This is a genomic window from Pantoea sp. DY-15 (assembly GCF_019795935.1).
Lineage (GTDB): Bacteria > Pseudomonadota > Gammaproteobacteria > Enterobacterales > Enterobacteriaceae > Pantoea > Pantoea leporis.
In genome coordinates this window covers 1,041,109-1,059,537 of sequence record NZ_JAIMIF010000001.1, presented here as the reverse complement: position 1 = coordinate 1,059,537, position 18,429 = coordinate 1,041,109, and the positions used below count along the sequence as shown (strand labels likewise).

The window sequence follows — 18,429 nt, the reverse complement described above, 5'->3', positions numbered from 1 at the left end:
GTTGTGAATCCTTTAACACACAGAAAAGAGCACGATGAAAACTCAAACTTCAGCACAGCGCCCTTATCAGGAAGTCGGGGAAATGCTCCGCCAGATGATCACGCAGAAACAGTATGCGGTGGGCGAACGGCTGCCGCCGGAGCGCGAACTCGCCGCGCTGCTGGATGTGACGCGTACGCTGGTGCGAGAAGCGCTGATCATGCTGGAGCTGGAAGGATTAATCGAGGTGCGGCGTGGTGCGGGCATCTATGTGATTCACGATTCGCCCCAGCAACCCGTTTCGCTTCATAAAGCCAGCAACGATGCCGGCCCCTTTGAAATGTTGCAGGCGCGTCAGCTGCTGGAAAGCAATATCGCCGAGTTCGCCGCGCTGCAAGCCACGCGTGAAGACATCATGAAGATGCGCCAGGCGCTGGAGCTGGAAGAGAAAGAGCTGGCTTCCGGTGCGGTCAACCAAAGTGAAAACGGCGATCGCAATTTCCACCTGGCGATTGCCGAAGCCACGCATAACAGCATGCTGGTTGAGCTATTTAAGCAATCCTGGCAGTGGCGCGAAGATAATGTGATGTGGAGCCAGCTGCATCGTCATCTGGTCAACAACGATTACCGCAAACAGTGGCTCGACGATCACAAAAAGATCCTCGCGACGCTGATCAAGAAAGACGCACGCGCCGCCAAACTGGCGATGTGGCAACACCTGGAAAACGTGAAACAGCGGCTGCTGGAGTTCTCAGACGTTGATGATATTGATTTCGATGGTTATCTGTTTGAATCCTGGCCGCTGTACGCCACTCATAATCCGCCTAACTAATTTGCGTTTCCTCTTTTGACGCCACGACAGTAATAAGGTCAACCACATGCTGCGGGAAAACTTCAACGACCTGATCTATTTAGTGATGGTGGCGCGCGAATGCAGCTTCACGCGCGCTGCGGCCAAATTAGGCGTGTCGCAATCGGCGCTAAGCCACTCGATTCGCGGTCTTGAAGAGCGATTAAACACGCGTTTATTAACGCGCACCACGCGCAGTGTCGCGCCAACCGAAGCAGGTGAAAACCTGATTCAGAGCGTGGCACCGATGATGGCTGACATTGAAAAAGCCCTGCTGCAACTAGCCGATAATCAGGGCAAGCCGTCGGGGAATATTCGTATTACCGCGGGCGAACATGCGCTGTCTTCGACGTTGTGGCCGCTGCTCAAACCGTTTCTGCAAGCCTATCCGGAAGTGAATGTAGAGCTCTCTGTTGATAACACCTTAACGGATATCGTCAGCGGGCGTTTCGATGCCGGCGTGCGACTCGGCGAGAGCATTGAGAAAGATATGGTGGCGGTGAGAATCGGCCCGGACTGGAAAATGGTGACCGTTGCATCGCCTGACTATTTGCAAAAACACGGCATTCCCACCACGCCCTACGAATTGCAGAATCACAACTGCATTAATATGCGCCTTCCTACGCTGGGAGGATTATATAGCTGGGAGTTCAGCAAGAACGGCAAAGATATTCGCGTTAAAGTTGAAGGCCAGTTGATATTTAATAATCTGGCTTCGCGTATTGATGCAGTGCTATCCGGTATGGGTATTGCCCATGTACCCGAGGATACCGTTAAACAGCACATCGCCAACGGCGAACTGCAATGCCTGCTTGAAGACTGGAGCGAACCGTTTAGCGGATATTATCTCTATTATCCGAGCCGCAAACAGCACACCGCCGCGTTTGAGAAATTGATTGAAGCGATTAAATACAAGGGCTGAAAGATCAGCATCTATGACGTAATACTTTGGTCACCATAAATGGCGGCCCTACGACGATATAGCACGATTTTGTAGGGTCGCCATTCATGGCGACCTCAGCTAATAACATCAACTCACCACGCTCAACGCCAAATCCTTCGCCAAAAAGAACGGCCTTAAATACGCCACGCTATTCGACAGCGGCAAGATTTCATCGCTGAGCTGAATGCCGATGGTTTCCCGCAGATAACGGCGGCGGGTTTCGATGCGCTGCCACAACGCCGGATAATGGTTGCGGATATCGCTTTGCAGCGCCGCATCGGCAAGCACCACGCACTCTTCGGCGCTGGCACCGTTATAACCCGGCACCGACGGGATGATATCAATTTGCAGCAACATGCCGCTTTTCAGCCGTTCGGTTGAATGGTGATAAATCGGCGACGACATCCACTCTTCATCCGCCACCAGATGCCCCGGATTGAGGTGCCAGCCAAAACGGGCTTTTGGCAAAACCTGCTCGATAAGCTGATACAGCTCGCCACCGCTCATGCCGCAGCGAATGTTTTCCAGCCACGCCACCACCGCCGAGAAATAGGGTTTGGCGATGCGATCCAGATAATCTTGCTGGCCTGGCGGCAGCTCGCTGTGATCGGCGATGACGAAGCCGCTGCGGCTGGAGAGTCCGCCTTTGAAGGCGGTGGTTAGCGAGAGCGGATCGCCGCGCTGCACTTTTTTGTAAGTCGGATAGAGATTCGCTTTGTCGAAACGGCTGCCGGTCGCGGCGATGGTCACCACCGTGTTGCATTGCCCTTCGGCGTGCAGTAACGCGCCCAATTCTGTTTCACGCACGCCCACCTCGATGGCATTCAGCGCCTCCAGCATGCACTTTGACGCGAGGTTTGCGCCATATTCGTAATGGGCGATTTCATTGGCATTGCAGGTGGTGCGCGCGCCGTTATCGCCAATAAACAAGTGGATGGCATTTTCTAACATGCCGTCATCGCTGAGCGTGCGCTGAATAGCATCGACAATAAAGTACGGCAGATCAAACATCGCACGCCCATTGCCGGCGGCGGGCGTAAACATCTTCCAGCCCACCAGCCCGACTTTATGGCCGTTCGCTAAGCCAGCATCTTTGAAGAGACTTTCCAGCGGCACTTCATTGTCCATGGGCTGATTGGGAAGTGAGAAGTACGGCGTGTGCAGCAGCGCGGCCGCTGTGCGTGAGAAGCACGCCATTTTCAGGTTTTCGTTGCCCAGCACCACCGTGCAAGCTCCGGAGTGATTCAGTAGCAGCAATCCCTCTTCAAAACGCGGGATAAATCCCCTCAGATATTCGAAATTGCCGCCGTGTTCCTTGTCGGCATAGATCACCAGCCAGTCAAAACCCTCGCGCTGCATGCCCGCCAGCAGCGCGTTCTTGCGCTGCACAAGCGTATCATCGGTGAGAAAAACCGGTTCAACGTCGCTGAACGTCATCGGCGCGGTAATCGGCCCGAACGTGATTGCCATGATGCACTTCCTCGCATTACAGAATGAGATGAGGATAGTCGCGTTTTTAGCGCAGCGGATTTTGATCCACGCGAAAAAAGGCGGAGGGGTGAGCTCCGCCTTGTCTCAAGTTCCAGTCAGTGTGCCTGACCGGTCAGTTGCAAAAGGGCAACGATGATTTGAAGAATGATGCGGACGATGTCCAGCAGCAATCGAACAAGTTCCATCACTTTCCTTCTCCTCTGAGAGGAGCGCGCCTTTCAGCTGCCGGGGCTTTGACTCCACCCGCCGACCGCCTAAGCACAATTGTGAGGAGTGCTGAGCGGCTCTCATTGTAAAAGCCACAGGCCAGCACCACCTGAAACCTGCCGGGATTTAACTATCCGCGCCCCTGGAGTCATCAGAAAAACAATGAGGCTTCGCTCGTCACTCAACACCTGTATAACCATACAGTATTATGGCAAAACTTGAAATATCTCGCCGCACATTTTATTATCGCTGTTGTGAGGAGTGCTGAGCACCCCGTTCGCGGCGCGGTTACCAGCCGTTTAGCGAACATAAAAAAAAGGATTTGGCTTAATGCCAAATCCTTTTTTATTACCTGCGATTAATTATCTGGCGGAACTGATACGCCAAATGGTATTTCCCGCATCATCGGCAATTAATACGCCGCCCTGCCGATCGGTGGCTAAACCAACCGGCAAGCCGCGCACCTGCTTCTGATCGTCGGTGAGGAAACCAGTCACCACCGGCTGTGGTTGTCCCACCGGTTTCCCATTCTCGAATTTCACCCACACCACCTGATAGCCGTTGAGCGGCGTACGGTTCCAGCTGCCGTGTTCGCTGATAAACGCCCCGCCGCGATACTGCGGCATATTATCCGCGCCGTAGAACAACAGACCGAGTGGTGCGACGTGCGAACTCAGGGCGTAATCCGGTTTAATCGCCTTCTCTACCAGATCCGGCCTCTGCGGCTGCGCGCGCTCATCCACGTGCTGGCCATAATAGCTGTACGGCCAGCCGTAAAAGCCTTTGTCCTGCACCGACGTCATATAATCCGGCACTAAATCAGAACCGATCTCGTCGCGCTCATTCACAATCGCCCACAGCTTGCCGCTCTGCGGCTCCCACTGTAAGCCGGTTGGATTGCGCAGGCCGCTGGCATAAATCCGGCTAGCACCGCTGGCCGCATCCACTTCCAGCACCGCCGCGCGGCGATACTCTTCACCAATGCCGTTTTCCGTTACGTTACTGTTCGATCCCACGCCAACGTACAGCTTGCTGCCGTCGGGGCTGGCGAGCAGCGATTTGGTCCAGTGATGATTAATTGGCCCGCCCGGCAGCTCGGTCACTTCCACCGGCGGGGTGCGGATCTCGGTTTGCCCGGTTTCATACGGGAATTTCACCAGGCTATCGGCGTTCGCCACATACAGCGTGTTGCCCACCAGCTGCATACCAAACGGCGCTGTCAGGTTGTCGATAAAGCGATGTTGCTCCCATTTGCCGTTAACATTACGCAGCAAGGTAATGCGATTACCGCCCTCGCCGCCCTTGCCAGACGCTTTCTGCACAATGCCCATAATCAGCTGCTTCGGTGCGGTGGTCGGTTTCGGTGTGCCATTGGATTCCGCCACCAGCACATCATTGTTCGGCAGCACCAGCACCTGACGCGGATGCTGCAGATTGTCGGCGATCTTTTCGATCTTTAACCCATCCGCCACTTTCGGCATTTCACCGGCTTTCCACGGCGTGCCTTCCGGCACCTGCATCGGCGGCATAAAGAAGTTCTGCGCCTGCGGCAGTTCAGGATTCGCACCGATTTGCTTTTGAGGATCGATCAGCGCCCCGTCGTCACAGGCGCTGAGCAGCATCGCGATGGCTACCGCACTGAGTAAGTGTTTCATACGCGACCTCCTTGCGTGCGACGTTCGCGCAACACCAGCTGCACGTTAGCGATCAGCAGCAGCGCCACCACCAGCGTCGACAGCGTGATGCCCAGTGGCACCACCGCGTAAGCATCGCGACTGTGAATAAAGGCATTCACCACCGCCAGCACGATCGCCAGCAGCGACAGCCAGAAATGGGTTTTCTCGGTCGGCCGCGCGCCGCGGAATAAATAAACCAAACTGATTAAACGTGGCAGGATGGCCAGCACCAGACCGATAGCGATCAGCCAACTAGCGGATTTGGTCCACATGATGACGAAGGTTTGCAAATAGAGGATATCGAAAAACCAGGCGGCGACAAAAAAGCCCAGCGGCAACGGTTCCAGCAGCGTATACAACGTCACACCGAACACCGGTCTTCCTGAGGTATGAAACATTACTCTCTCCCTTACCGTATTATTGTCAGATGGTGCACGCGTTTCGCTTTTATAAAACAACGTGCAGCCACCTGTGAAATATTAGTAAAGATAAACAGTAACGTTTAACACTTATCTAACACACTCTAACTTAAGACTTATCTGCCGGCAGGCTTACCCAATAACCCGGTTGATACGGCAAAGGCAGAAACTTTTCGTGGAACTCATGGAACGTGGCGTCCGGATCGAGATCGGCAAACAGTTCAGGATGTAACCACTTCGCCAGCGCCTGAATCGCGACAAACTGATACGGGCTGTCGTAGAACTGATGCCAGATGGCATGCGCGTTACCGTTGTGCGCCACCGGCAGTGTTTTGAAGGCATCACGCATCATTAGCACGCGTAAACGCGCCGTCGCTTCTTTCACATCCGCACCGGGCCCCACGCCAACCCATTTACCCACGGTGTTGTAGTTTTTCCAGTTCGCGCCTGTCACCACCACCACATCGGGACGGCTGGCGATGATCTGCTCGGGATTGAGTGTGCCGAAGGTGCCCGGAATCAACGCTTTGGCAATGTTGCTGCCGCCCGCCAGTTCCACCATCTGACCAAAGTTCTCGTTACCAAACGACATGCAGCACTCATCGGTATAGCCGCCAGCACGATCAATCATCACTTTCGGGCGCGTGCCGTTAAAGTTTTTCAGGCGATCGGTTACCTTTTCGATTTGCGCACGGCGGAACGCCACGATCTCTTCGGCGCGCTGCGGATTGTTAACCAGCTCGCCCATGATGCGGATGCTTTGCTCAGCATGTTCCATCGGCTTCTCGCGGAAGTCGATAAACACCACCGGCACGCCCACCGCTTGTAACTTCTCGATCAGCTTGCCTTCGTCGGTCGCGGCTTTGGATTCGAGGTTCATCAGCACCAAATCGGGCTTCAGCGTCAGCGCCTGCTCGACGTTGAAGGTGCCATCTTTCGCGCCACCAAAGGTCGGCAGCTTTTTGATCTGCGGATATTTCTTTTCGTACGCCATATAGCCGTCGTAGTCGGCTTTATGGAAATCGTCACGCCAGCCCACCACGCGCTGGAACGGCGCAGCGGTGTCAAACGCCGCCAGCAAATACATCTGACGCCCTTCGCCGAGAATGATGCGTTTAGACTCCTCCTTGACCTCGACCTGTCGTCCAGCCACATCGGTAATGGTTTTCGCCGCAACGTGACCCGTCACCGCCAGTAATCCCAGTGCTATCAGCCATGATTTCATTTAATACACCTAGAATGATAATGATTATTATTTAAATTTCGCGGCGTCACTATTACCTGGCAGACAGGAAATGAAAAGCCCTGGATACACATTTTTTTACATTCCCCGCGCTTTTTCCCACTGTGCAATCGCTCACAAAATGCCCTTCATTCGTGAAAAACCTCACAGCTTACCGGGCAAATGCCCAATTAATCGCCGCGCTATCCCGCGCTTTGGCTAATGCGTAAACAAAGGGTGAACGCTAAATTACAAAATGAAACGATGTTTTATTTTTTATGTTAATGCCTGATTTGGGCAAGCCACTGAGTTGAAGGAGGAGTTACCGTGAAGATCAGTGCCATTGATGTCACCCTGTTTAGCTACCCTACACGCCGCGTCTCTGACAGCGCCGGACATTCGCATCCCGGCGCAGAGACCGATGCCCAAATGGCGCTGCTAACGATCACCAGCGAAGATGGCGATTGCGGCTACGCGTTTGCCCCCGCCGAAGTGATTCGTCCGCACGTGGTGAACGCCTTCTTCCGCAAAGTGCTGATTGGGCAAAATGCCTTTGATCGCGAGCGTCTGTGGCAGGATCTGGTGCACTGGCAGCGCGGTAGCGCCCATCAGCTCACCGAACGCGCGTTATCGGCGGTGGAACAGGCGCTGTGGGATCTGATTGGTCGCAAACTCAAGCAGCCGGTGCATAAGCTGCTTGGCGGTTATCGCGAGAAAATCCCCGCTTACGGCAGCACCATGTGTGGCGATGAGCTGGAAGGCGGTTTATCCACGCCCGATGAATACGCGCAGTTTGCCGAAAAACTGGTCGCGCGCGGTTATCAGGCCATCAAACTGCACACCTGGATGCCGCCGGTTTCGTTCGCGCCAAGCACCCAAATGGACATCAAAGCCTGCGCCGCTGTGCGCGAAGCGGTCGGCCCGGACATCGCCCTGATGCTCGACGGCTATCACTGGTACAGCCGCAGCGAAGCGCTCACCATCGGTAAAGCGCTGGAAAAACTCAATTTCGCCTGGTTCGAAGAGCCGATGGAAGAGGAAAGCATGGCGTCGTACGCGTGGCTGGCGGAAAACCTCAGCATTGACGTGCTCGGCCCGGAAAGTCTCGGCGGCAAACACCACAGCCGCGCCGATTGGGTGCGCGCCGGTGCCTGCGACATTCTGCGCGCCGGTGCTAACGGCGTCGGCGGCATCTCCGCCACCATGAAGGTCGCCAGCCTGGCCGAAGCCTTTGGTATGGATTGCGAAGTACACGGCAACGGCGCCGCCAGCATCGCGGTGGTCGGTGCTATCCGCAACTGCCGCTGGTACGAACGCGGTCTGCTGCATCCGTTCCTCGATTACGAACAGCCGCCGGCTTATCTCAACTCGCTGGTCGATCCCATGGACGCAGAGGGTTTTGTCCATCTGCCAACGCGTCCCGGACTTGGGGAGGACATCAATTTCGCGTGGATTGAGACGCACACGTTAAATCGCTGGTAAGCGCCCAACACAAGCAGTACGGCAAAAAACTATAAACCTCTGACCTGCTGGACTTTGCTTATGAACCTGATGAACCCCTGTAGAGCGTGGTGCGCCGCGCTGCTGCTGCTCACCTGTAGCCCGTCGCTGCTGGCGGCCACGCCAGACGACCAGCTGATTGTGGGCATGAACATGAATAACCTGCTCACACTCGATCCCGCCGCCATGACCGGCAACGAAGTGGTCGGCATTGTCGTCAATCTTTATGACGGTTTAGTCGAATTAGATCCGCAACAACTCACCAACGTGCGTCCCGCGCTGGCGGAACGTTGGGAGATCAGCCCCGACAATCGTCAACTCACCTTTCACCTGCGTGACAATGTCACCTTCCACTCCGGTAACCCGTTGAGCAGCGCCGATGTGATCTGGTCGATGCGTCGCGTGCTGCACCTTAATCTGGCGCAGGCCTCAGTATGGAAGTCTTACGGCTTCAGCAAAGAGAACGTGGATCAGATGATCAGCGCGCCGGATGCGCGCACGGTGGTGATTCGCCTGCCCAAGCCTAACGATCCCAAGCTGGTGCTCTACTCGCTGGCGGCGCTCGGCAGCATGGTGGTGCTCGACAGCAAAACCGTGCAGGCGCAGGCGGTGAATAACGATTGGGGCAATCGCTGGCTCACCACTCACGAAGCGGGTTCCGGGCCGTTCCGCCTGGATGTGTGGCAGGCCAAAGATGTGCTGCGCATCAGCCGCGATGCCCACTACTGGCGCGGTGCACCGAAGCTGTCGCGCGTGGTGTTCCGTCATCTGCAGGAGTCGCAAACCTTGCGGCTGATGATGGAGAAAGGCGATCTCGATATCGCCAGTAACATGGCGATCCCTGACGTGAAAGCGCTGCGCCACGATCCCGATCTCACCATCGACGCGGTACAAAAAGGCACGATTTATTACCTGGCGATGAGCATGAAGGACGATCACTTCGCCCATCCTCAGGTACGCGAAGCGCTGCGTTATCTGGTGGATTATCAGGGGATTAACAAAACGCTGATGGCCGGTTACGGCACGCTGCATCAGCGGCCAATTCAAGCCGGTATGCCGGCAACGCTGCCCGATCCTGGCTACAAGCTGGATGTGCCGCGCGCCAAAGCATTGCTGGCCGCCGCCGGTTATCCCAACGGGTTTGATACCACGCTGCGCGTGCTGGCCGATCAGCCGTTCCTCAATGTCGCCATCGCGATTCAGTCCACGCTGATGCAAGGCGGCATTCGCGCCAAAATCATCACCGGCACCGGTAACCAGATTTACGGTGCGATGCGCGATCGTCAGTTCAATCTACTAGTCGGGCGCGGCGGCAGCGGCGTGGAGCCGCATCCGCACTCCAGCCTGCGCGCGCTGGTGTACAACCCCAACAACGCCGACAGTGCGCGCCTCACTAACTTTCAGGGCTGGCGCACCGGTTTTTATGACGCGCAGCTGAACAGCATGATCGATAAAGCGCTGCTGGAGCGCGATGTAAAACAGCAGCAGCAGGATTATTTTGCTATCCAGCAGCGCTACGACCAGCTGATTCCGGCGCTGATGCCAATCTCGCAAATGACCGATTCGGTGGTGGTGAATAATCGGGTGCAGGATTACGTGCCGCATCCATCGGCCACCACTTTCCTGCGTGACGTATGGAAAACGCCAGACAGCCTGGCGGGAGGTGCGCAATGAAGCTGACAAAAAGCCACTGGCGACGCCTGCGTAGCCGCACCGTTCAGGTGGCGATCACGCTGTTTGGCCTGCTGTTGCTGACCTTCTTTATTGGTCGTGTGATGCCGCTCGATCCGGTGCTGGCGATTGTCGGGCCGGATGCCGATCACAATACTTATCAGCAGGTTTATCACCAGCTCGGCTTCGATAAACCGCTGTGGGTGCAGTTTGGTATCTATCTGCAAGGCCTGCTGCACGGCAACCTCGGGCTGGCGCTGCTGACCGGACAACCGGTGATTAACGATATCCTGCGCGTCTTCCCGGCCACGGTAGAACTGGCAACGCTGGCGATTGTGATTGGTACCGGCCTGGGCGTCCCGTTGGGCGTGTGGGCCGCGGCGCGCCGCAACAGCGTGATTGACTATCTGGTACGCATCATCAGCCTCGCCGGCTACTCCACGCCGATCTTCTGGGTGGGTATGGTCGGCCTGTTGCTGTTTTATGCCCATCTCGGCTGGGTTGGCGGCGCGGGCCGTGTTGATTTCAGTCTCGATGGCATTGTGCCGCGTCGCACCGGTTTTCTGCTGATCGACGCCTTGCTGGTGGGCAACTTCACGGTGTTCAGCAATGCACTCAATCATCTGATTCTGCCCGCATCGCTGCTCGGTTTTCACTCGCTGGCCTACATCAGCCGCATGACGCGTAGCTTTATGCTGGCGCAGCTGTCGCAGGAGTTCATTTTGACGGCGCGGGTGAAAGGTCTCAGCGAATGGCAGGTGATTTGGCAGCACGCGTTCCGCAATATTCTGGTGCAGCTGCTGACGGTGGTGGCGCTGGCGTACGGCTCGCTGCTGGAAGGCGCGGTGCTGATTGAAACCGTGTTCTCATGGCCCGGTTTTGGGTCCTATCTCACCGGCAGTTTGATGCTCGGCGATATGAATGCGGTGATGGGCTGCGTGCTGGTGGTCGGCCTGATATTCGTGCTGCTCAATCTTCTCTCTGACCTGCTCTATCAGGTGTTCGATCCGAGGACCAAAGTATGACGATTTCTCTCGATACGCCGTTAGCCAGCCAGACGCGCGAACGGCTGGCGCGCTGTCGCCGCACCGGCGCGCGCATCGGCCATTTTCTCTGGCAAATGGCGCGCAACCCGCTAACCGCGATTGGCGGCGGCATCATTTTGCTACTGCTGGTGGTGGCGCTGTTCGCACCGTGGATCGCGCCCTACCATCCGCTGATTCAGGACCTCAACAATGCGCTGACGCCGCCCAACGCGCAGCACTGGTTTGGCACCGATGAGTTTGGCCGCGACATCTTCAGCCGTCTGGTGTGGGGCGCGCGCATCACGCTGTATATCGTGCTGCTGGTGTCGATCACCGTGGGTCCGCTGGGCTTGCTGCTCGGCGTCACCGCCGGTTACTTCGGCGGCAAAGTGGATAGCGTGTTGATGCGCGTCACCGACATCTTCATCTCCTTCCCTAGCCTGGTGCTGGCGCTGGCGTTTGTCGCCGCGCTCGGTCCGGGGCTGGAGCATGTGGTGATCGCCATTACGCTCACCGCCTGGCCGCCGATTGCGCGACTGGCGCGCGCTGAAGCACTGTCGCTGCGTCAGGCCGATTTTGTCTCCGCGGTGCGCTTACAGGGCGCCTCGTCACTGCGCATTTTGTGGAAACACATTGTGCCGCTGTGCCTGCCGTCGGTGATTATCCGCATCACCATGAATATGGCGGGCATCATTCTCACCGCTGCCGGACTCGGTTTTCTCGGTTTGGGCGCGCAGCCGCCGGATCCGGAATGGGGTGCGATGATCGCCAGCGGCCGCACATACATGCTGGAGTGTTGGTGGGTGGTGACGGTGCCAGGTCTGGCGATTCTGATCAACAGCTTAGCGTTCAACTTCTTAGGAGATGGCTTACGTGACATCCTCGATCCCCGCAGCGAATAGCGCTGCACCGTTGCTCGACGTGCAGGATTTACAGGTCAATTTCGTCAATGGCCGGCTGGTGACGCCCGCCGTACGCGGCATCTCCTTCCAGTTGGGCAAGGAGAAACTGGCGATTGTGGGCGAATCCGGTTCCGGCAAATCCACCGTTGGCCGCGCGCTGTTACAGCTGCATCCGCGCAGCGCGCAGGTCACGGCGCAGCGCATGCAGTTTGGTGACGTGGACCTGCTGCGTGCCACGCCGGCACAGATGCGCGCCATTCGCGGCAAGCGCATCTCCATGATTATGCAGGACCCGAAATACTCGCTGAATCCGGTGGTGCGCGTGGGCGAGCAGATAGCTGAAGCGTGGCGCAGTCATCATCCCGGCCAGCGCGACGTTGCGCGGCAGCGCGCAATGGAGATGCTCGACGTGGTGCAGGTGCGCGATCCGGGCCGCATCTATCAATGTTATCCGCACGAGATTTCCGGTGGTCAGGGCCAGCGCGTGATGATCGCCATGATGCTGATTACCGATCCCGAACTGCTGATTGCCGACGAACCCACTTCGGCGCTGGACGTTTCGGTGCGTTTGCAGGTGCTGGCGCTGCTGGACGATTTGGTGAAACAGCGCGGTCTGGGGCTGATTTTTATCAGTCACGACATCAATCTGGTGCGGCGTTTCTGTGACCGCGTGCTGGTGATGTATGCCGGGCGCGTGGTGGAGTCGCTGGCTGCCAGCCAGCTCGATCAGGCGCAGCATCCCTATACGCAGGGCCTACTCGCCGCGCTGCCCGATATGGATCAGCGTCGCGCCCGTCTGCCGGTGCTGCAACGTCAGGCCAGCTGGCTGCAACCTTAAGGAGCAATGATGAACGAGATGATCCGCGTAAGTAATCTCAACCTCAGTTTTGGTGAGGAGGAGCGGCGTAATCAGGTGCTGTTCGACGTCAATTTGTCGATTCGCGAGGGTGAAATTTTTGGCCTGGTTGGCGAATCCGGATCGGGCAAAACCACGGTATTGAAGTGCCTCGCCGGGCTGTTTACCCATTGGCACGGTGAGCTGGCGATTGATGGCGTGCCGCTGGAGCATCGTATCGCGCGCGAGCGCTGCCGCAGCGTGCAGATGGTGTTTCAGGATCCGTACGGATCGCTGCATCCGCGCCACACCATCGGCGATATTCTTGAGGAGCCGCTGCAGATTCACGGCATCGGCCAGCGCCAGCAGCGCGTCATCGCCATGCTGGAGAAGGTTGGACTCAATCGCGCCTGGCAAACCCGCTATCCGCATCAGCTGTCCGGTGGTCAGCGCCAGCGCGTAGCCATTGCTCGCGCGCTGATCCTCGAACCGCGCGTGCTGCTGCTGGATGAACCGACCTCGGCGCTGGATGTTTCGGTGCAAGCGGAGATCCTCAATCTACTCAGCGATTTGCAGCAGCAGGAGAAGCTGACCTATTTGATGGTGACGCACGATCTCGGCGTGGTGGCGCATCTGTGCCATCGCGTGGCGGTGATGCAACACGGCAAAGTGCTGGAGACGCTGGATGTCGATGCGCTGGTGCATAACCGCGCGCAGGTGGCCTATACGCAGATGCTGGTGGATGCGAGTCGGCAGGATAACGGGGTGTTGGCGTAGGGTCGCCGTTTATGGCGTAATCCTTGCTGATAAGAAAGCATTTTGCTTTAAATCTGTTGCGGGCTCTGACACATCTGCTGCGTCACGGGCCGTCCTCGCGCCGCTAGCGCGGTGCCTTCGGCTTCCACGTTGTGCCAACGGACCGTTCGCGGATCGGCCTTCCCTGGCCGACCCCGAACTGCCTCGCGCATCCATGCGCGAGGCTCCTGGCCCAACGTAAAAGCCTCAGCGCTGCGAATAGCCCTTTTGCCGCAGCAGACGCGCCAGCGCCTCTGGCAAAGGTGCCCTTTTCAATAACACGCACCGGCCTGCGTACTCGTCACTGGCTTAACTGACATGCATTACGTCATCTGTGGTGACTTGAATGAACCATTGAGACGTCTGCAACGGTTGGTCCGGCAGGATAAATACGCGTTACTGTTGAATCGAAGGGATAACAAAAACGAGTGCTTCACTGACTCTGAAGCTGCCTAACTCTTAGCGTTTTCTCCGATACTTACTCCGACAATTTTCCGACATTTTGATGCCGGAGTGCAAATGAAGAAGGACATAAACAACAAAGCCAGGTTTCCCTGGCTTTGCTCAAACCGTATTGACTACTGCGTCAGTTCACGGACAAAGCGCACAATCTCCTGATTCTGCCCATGCTCAAACAGGCAATGCTGCAGGCGCGGGCCGCTCACTGCGGTCTTCACCAGCTCAGGATCGATAGCACGCAGTGAATCGAGGTAATTCTCTTTCAGCAGCGCCGCTTTCACTTCGTTCAGAATGCCCGCATTGCGCACCTGCGGCTCTTTGCGCTCAGGCGGATAGCCGTGCCCTTTTTCACCGGTGAAGGCCTTTTCGAAGATAAAGCGCAGATTGAGTTCCGCGCCCCAACCGAAGCCTTTGGCGAACGGCAGCGACAGCGCATTCCCGTTGTTGATTTGCGCAAACAGGTAGGCATCCGCCGGATCGATGCAATAGCCACACACCACGCCGGGATGCAGGTTCAGCGACATCAGCGCGCCCTGGCCGGTACCGCAACCGGCTACCACGAAGTCCACCGCTTTGCTGTTAAGCAGTACGTTGGCCATGATGCCGAGGTGAATATAGGTAAGATGGTGATCCTGTTCGTCGCTCATACCGACGTTAAACACCTGATGCCCGAGCGGTTGCGCCACAGACTGAAGCTCTTTCAACACCGTTGCGTTCTTCGCAGCCTGGCTGTTTTCCATCATCAAAGCGATTTTCATGATCCATCCTCAGATTAAATTGAAACACCGTTTCATTTTAATCAAAGATCGTTAAAATGCAGCCTTTAATTGCCTTTTTGACTGTGAGTTAAGTCACACATTGACGATGCAACCTGCAAGGAGAAACCATGTTTATCTATAAAAGCGCAACCCAACTGGACGATTTAGGCAACGGCGTGACGCGCCGAATTCTGGCGCACGGCGGCACCATGATGGCGGTGGAAGTCACCTTTGAGCAGGATGCTGTCGGTCCGCTGCATCACCATTCGCATGAGCAGCTCACCTATGTGTTGTCTGGACGTTTCGCTTTCACCATTGATGGCGTGACGAAGGAAGTCGGCGCTGGCGATACGCTGTATAAAGCGCCGAACATTGTGCACGGCTGCGTGTGTCTGGAAGCGGGCGTATTGCTGGATACCTTTACGCCACAACGCGAGGATTTTCTGGCGGCACCGTAACGTGCCGCCAGAACGATTAACGGGAAGCCCACCAGAGTCGTAGCTTCAGCCCCCAACCGCTGGTCCAGCCGCTGCTGGTGCTAATGACTTTGCCCTGATGCAGCACGATAAAGGTCGGCGTGGCGTTGATATCCCAGCGCTGGCCGATCGCCCCGCTCTCATCATTGATCGCCACGCCTTGCAGCCCTTTCTTCTCCAGCCAGGTTGCCACGCGCGCGTCACTGCCGGAACGCAGCGCCACGCTCACCACCTTGTCACCTTCCTGACTCATCGCCGCCACGGTTGGTGTGGTGAGTTTGCACACGCCACACCAGGTTGCCCAGACGTACACCAGCAGTGGCCGATCCTGACTGAGTTCGGCCAGATTCACCTCGCCTTGCAGCGAGGTCAGCGGTTGTTGCGCCATGTCAGCAGGCAGCTGCGGTGCGCGCAGCCAATCCATGCCCCACAGCGCCGCTGCGACAATCAGCACCAGCAGCAGCGTCTCACGCAGCCAGCGCTTTAATCGACTCATTGCTTCGCCTGCAGCGCGCCTTTCACTGCCGCTTCCAGCTGCTCATACGGCACCGCGCCGCTGATCATCTGGTCGCCTACCAGCGTGGCTGGCGTGCCCTGAACGCCGAGCTGCTGCGCCAGCGTCAGGTTGCTGTTGATGGTATCGAGGCTCACTTTGCTTGGCTCTTTCAGCTTGATGCCGGTTTTCTCCAGCGCCGCGTCGATGCTGGCGGTATCGTGATTGCCCTTTTTCGCCATCAAACGCTCATGCAGCTTCAGGAAGTTTTTCGGCTGCTGCTCCCACACGGTGAGCGCCAGACGCGCCGAGGTGAGTGAGGTTTCAGAACGGTACGGCAGCGGTTTGATCACCACCGCTACCTGCGGATAAGCCTTAATCAGTTTTTCGATATCGGCTTCAAACTTCTTGCAGAACACGCAGTTGTAATCGGTGAAGTAGACCAGCGTCAGCGCCGGTTTCTCAGCGCCAATGCGCGGTGAACCGGCGTCGTTGAACAGCGCATCGTGGTTTTTCTTCACCATCTGCGCCACCACGTTTTGCTGCTGCAGCGCCGCTTCTTTATCAAATGCATCGGCCGCTTCCGCCAGAATCGACGGATTCTGCACCAGGGTTTCACGGATCAGTTCTTTGATGCGCGCCTCCTGCTCAGGCGTAAAAGGCGCGGCCGCCAGTGCAGGCATGGCAAGGAACATCAGTGGCAGTAACAGGGATTTCTTCATTATTTTTTCGCCTCAGAGAGAGTGGAGATCACCGCTTCACGACTCAGCAGCGGTGACAAAATCTGGCCTTGCGGCAGTGCCGGGCCATAAATTTGGTTGAAAGGGATCGCCACGCGGTCGCGGCGGCGCAGGAATTCACCAATGGCCGGATCGGGCTGCGTCCAGTCGCCGCGCAGCAGCACCACGTCATCGGCTTTGAGCGCAGCACGCACATCCGGCTGATTTAACACACGGGATTTATTCACTTTACAGGTGATGCACCAGTCGGCGGTGACATCGACAAACACCCGTTTATCCTGCTCGAGTGCCTGATGGATCGCCGCTTCAGTCAACGGCTGCCAGTGCAGCGTCTCCTCTTCCGGCGAGATACGCGTCATCAGGAACAGCGCTCCGGCCAGCGTCAAGGTGATAAACACCACGCCCGCCTGCTGCAGCGCGCGACGCTTCACCAGCCAGCCACACAACACCACGAGTAACACGCCCGCCAGCACCAGCGCGAAGGTGCTGCCCCTATGCGGCACCAGCAGAGTTACCAACCAGAAGGTCGCAAGCAGCATAAACAGGCCGAGCACAGTGCGCAGATGCACCATCCAGCGCCCCGGACGCGGCAGGCAGCGCGCCATGCCCGGTAACGCCGCCACCAGCAGCCACGGCAAACTCATGCCGACGCCAAGCGCGACAAACAGCAGCCATAGCTGCGGCAGCGGTGCCGTCAGCGCATAAGCCACCGCCGTACCAAGAAACGGCGCGCTGCATGGCGTGGCCAGCAAGGTGGCAAACGCGCCCTGGCCGAAGTGGCCGAGCAAGCCGTTGCCGCCCTGCGTCGCCAGTTTGGTATTCAAACCCGACGGCAAGCGGAAATGCAGCAGATCAAACAGGCTGGCGCTGAACAGGAACATCACCAGCACCATCACCAGCAGGAAGCCGCTGCTCTGGAACTGAATGCCCCAGCCCAACGCCTGACCGCTGAGCCGCAGTCCGGTCATCAGCAGCGCCAACAGCAGGAAGGAGAAAATGATACCGGCGCTTGAGGCGAGAAACTGCTGGCGCGTCTGGCGCTGCGTTTGCCCTTGCTGCTGCACCAGGCTGCTGAGCTTGATCGCCAGCACCGGCAACACGCACGGCATCAGGTTGAGGATTAAACCGCCGAGCAGCGCCAGCAGCAACACCGACCATAAGGTTTGCGCCGCATCGCCGGACACCAGCGTTTCCGCGCCGATATTTATCGCGCTTTGCTGCGCAATGCCAGCATCCGCAACCACCAGCGACAGCGTTTTACCGCGCAGATCCGGTGCCGCTTCGCCCCATTCATCGGTGACCGCTACGCGCGCGCTGAGTGTGTCGCCATTTACACGGATCGTCGGTGCCGCCAGCATGCTGCCCGGCGGATAATCGAAGAACAGTTCAGGCTGTTGCCAGCCGCCCTGGCGCTGTGCGCGGATCTGCAATTCGCCCTTAACAAAGCTGGCATTGAGTTGATCGGTTAAGCCGCTGGCCGCCGGGATGCGCCCCATCGCCTCGGCGAAATCGCGGGCAAAATGGGCGTCTGCGGGCTGCGTCAGATCGAGGCTAAACGGGAAGTCGGTAAGGATGCAGACGTCGCTGCAGGTCGAGAGCGTCAACGTTCCCGCAAGCTGCTGGCTCGACAGTTTCGCCAGCTCGATCGGCAGCGTGATATCGCCTTTATAGCCTTGCGTGGTCAAGCCGCTGACGTCAAAACGCTCGGGCGCTGGCCAGAACCATTGCGCCTTGACTTCCGGCGTTAGCCAGCGGATTTCCGGCGCAACGCCGCCTTCACCTGGCGTGCGCCAGTAGGTTTTCCAGCCGGGTTGCAGGCGAATATCCAGCAGCAGTTGCTGATTATCGTTGTGGCTGGCGCTGCGCAGGCGCACTTCGGCGTGGCTGTTTTGCGCATTGCGCAGCCAGCCGGTGTCTGCCGCCTGCGCAGTGATCGCGCAGCTCGCCAGCAGGAGCAGCAGGCTCCTGATCAATACAGTCATGTGAAT

At 57.4% G+C, this 18,429-nt stretch carries 17 protein-coding genes; 9 read left to right on the top strand and 8 right to left on the bottom strand.

Features of this window, described 5'->3' with window-relative positions; genetic code table 11:
• Positions 1 to 34: 34 nt before the first annotated feature.
• On the top strand, positions 35 to 811 hold the full coding sequence (gene uxuR / locus K5Y32_RS05120; RefSeq protein WP_222181971.1) for a Uxu operon transcriptional regulator: 777 nt from the start codon (positions 35 to 37) through the stop codon (positions 809 to 811).
• Positions 812 to 857: 46 nt separating this feature from the next.
• The gene (locus K5Y32_RS05115) at positions 858 to 1,751 is read left to right on the top strand and encodes a LysR family transcriptional regulator (RefSeq protein ID WP_222181970.1); all 894 of its coding nucleotides are present in this window, start codon (positions 858 to 860) and stop codon (positions 1,749 to 1,751) included.
• 108 nt (positions 1,752 to 1,859) lie between these two features.
• On the opposite strand, the gene K5Y32_RS05110 is transcribed toward K5Y32_RS05115, so the two are convergent.
• The 4 genes from K5Y32_RS05110 to K5Y32_RS05095 all read right to left on the bottom strand — a co-directional run bounded on the left by K5Y32_RS05110 (position 1,860) and on the right by K5Y32_RS05095 (position 6,790).
• Positions 1,860 to 3,242 carry a Xaa-Pro peptidase family protein gene (locus K5Y32_RS05110; protein ID WP_222181968.1) on the bottom strand — a complete coding sequence of 461 codons (1,383 nt, stop codon included), beginning with the start codon at positions 3,240 to 3,242 and terminating at the stop codon, positions 1,860 to 1,862.
• Positions 3,243 to 3,832: 590 nt separating this feature from the next.
• Positions 3,833 to 5,125, bottom strand: coding sequence for a sorbosone dehydrogenase family protein (locus K5Y32_RS05105; RefSeq protein ID WP_101764461.1), 1,293 nt, complete (start codon positions 5,123 to 5,125; stop codon positions 3,833 to 3,835).
• Positions 5,122 to 5,544 (bottom strand): DUF2231 domain-containing protein, encoded by a 423-nt coding sequence (locus K5Y32_RS05100; RefSeq protein WP_222181966.1) that lies wholly within the window; start codon positions 5,542 to 5,544, stop codon positions 5,122 to 5,124. The genes K5Y32_RS05105 and K5Y32_RS05100 overlap by 4 nt, the downstream gene beginning before the upstream one ends.
• Before the next feature lie 130 nt (positions 5,545 to 5,674).
• Entirely contained in the window at positions 5,675 to 6,790 is a 1,116-nt protein-coding gene (locus tag K5Y32_RS05095) for an ABC transporter substrate-binding protein (RefSeq protein WP_222181965.1), read from the bottom strand.
• Positions 6,791 to 7,114: 324 nt separating this feature from the next.
• On the opposite strand from K5Y32_RS05095, the gene K5Y32_RS05090 reads away from it, so the two are divergent.
• From K5Y32_RS05090 to K5Y32_RS05065, 6 genes are read left to right on the top strand one after another with little or no spacing between them, the layout of a single operon-like run.
• Positions 7,115 to 8,269 (top strand): mandelate racemase family protein, encoded by a 1,155-nt coding sequence (locus K5Y32_RS05090; RefSeq protein WP_222181964.1) that lies wholly within the window; start codon positions 7,115 to 7,117, stop codon positions 8,267 to 8,269.
• Positions 8,270 to 8,329: 60 nt separating this feature from the next.
• Positions 8,330 to 9,961 carry an ABC transporter substrate-binding protein gene (locus K5Y32_RS05085; protein WP_222181963.1) on the top strand — a complete coding sequence of 544 codons (1,632 nt, stop codon included), beginning with the start codon at positions 8,330 to 8,332 and terminating at the stop codon, positions 9,959 to 9,961.
• Entirely contained in the window at positions 9,958 to 10,983 is a 1,026-nt protein-coding gene (locus K5Y32_RS05080) for an ABC transporter permease (protein ID WP_064741146.1), read from the top strand. The genes K5Y32_RS05085 and K5Y32_RS05080 overlap by 4 nt, the downstream gene beginning before the upstream one ends.
• Positions 10,980 to 11,885: an ABC transporter permease gene (locus K5Y32_RS05075; protein ID WP_176972282.1), complete on the top strand. Its 906-nt coding sequence runs from the start codon at positions 10,980 to 10,982 to the stop codon at positions 11,883 to 11,885. Before K5Y32_RS05080 ends, K5Y32_RS05075 begins: the two co-directional genes overlap by 4 nt.
• Entirely contained in the window at positions 11,857 to 12,723 is an 867-nt protein-coding gene (locus tag K5Y32_RS05070; protein WP_222181962.1) for an ABC transporter ATP-binding protein, read from the top strand. The genes K5Y32_RS05075 and K5Y32_RS05070 overlap by 29 nt, the downstream gene beginning before the upstream one ends.
• An 18-nt stretch (positions 12,724 to 12,741) precedes the next feature.
• A complete protein-coding gene (locus K5Y32_RS05065; RefSeq protein ID WP_061720157.1) occupies positions 12,742 to 13,497 on the top strand; it encodes an ABC transporter ATP-binding protein in 756 nt (251 codons plus the stop codon).
• 596 nt (positions 13,498 to 14,093) lie between these two features.
• Here the strand turns inward: K5Y32_RS05065 and K5Y32_RS05060 are convergent.
• Positions 14,094 to 14,732 carry an RpiB/LacA/LacB family sugar-phosphate isomerase gene (locus tag K5Y32_RS05060; protein ID WP_222181961.1) on the bottom strand — a complete coding sequence of 213 codons (639 nt, stop codon included), beginning with the start codon at positions 14,730 to 14,732 and terminating at the stop codon, positions 14,094 to 14,096.
• A 128-nt stretch (positions 14,733 to 14,860) separates the two neighbouring features.
• Between K5Y32_RS05060 and K5Y32_RS05055 the strand changes: the two genes are divergently transcribed.
• The gene (locus tag K5Y32_RS05055) at positions 14,861 to 15,190 is read left to right on the top strand and encodes a cupin domain-containing protein (RefSeq protein ID WP_222181960.1); all 330 of its coding nucleotides are present in this window, start codon (positions 14,861 to 14,863) and stop codon (positions 15,188 to 15,190) included.
• A gap of 16 nt (positions 15,191 to 15,206) precedes the next feature.
• On the opposite strand, the gene K5Y32_RS05050 is transcribed toward K5Y32_RS05055, so the two are convergent.
• Genes K5Y32_RS05050 through K5Y32_RS05040 form a run of 3 tightly spaced genes read right to left on the bottom strand, consistent with a single transcriptional unit; the run spans position 15,207 to position 18,423 of the window.
• On the bottom strand, positions 15,207 to 15,704 hold the full coding sequence (locus K5Y32_RS05050; protein WP_222181959.1) for a protein disulfide oxidoreductase: 498 nt from the start codon (positions 15,702 to 15,704) through the stop codon (positions 15,207 to 15,209).
• A complete protein-coding gene (locus K5Y32_RS05045) occupies positions 15,701 to 16,423 on the bottom strand; it encodes a DsbA family protein (protein WP_222181958.1) in 723 nt (240 codons plus the stop codon). The genes K5Y32_RS05050 and K5Y32_RS05045 overlap by 4 nt, the downstream gene beginning before the upstream one ends.
• Complete coding sequence (locus tag K5Y32_RS05040) at positions 16,423 to 18,423, bottom strand: protein-disulfide reductase DsbD (protein ID WP_222181957.1); 2,001 nt, start codon at positions 18,421 to 18,423, stop codon at positions 16,423 to 16,425. The genes K5Y32_RS05045 and K5Y32_RS05040 overlap by 1 nt, the downstream gene beginning before the upstream one ends.
• Between the last annotated feature and the right edge of the window lie 6 nt (positions 18,424 to 18,429).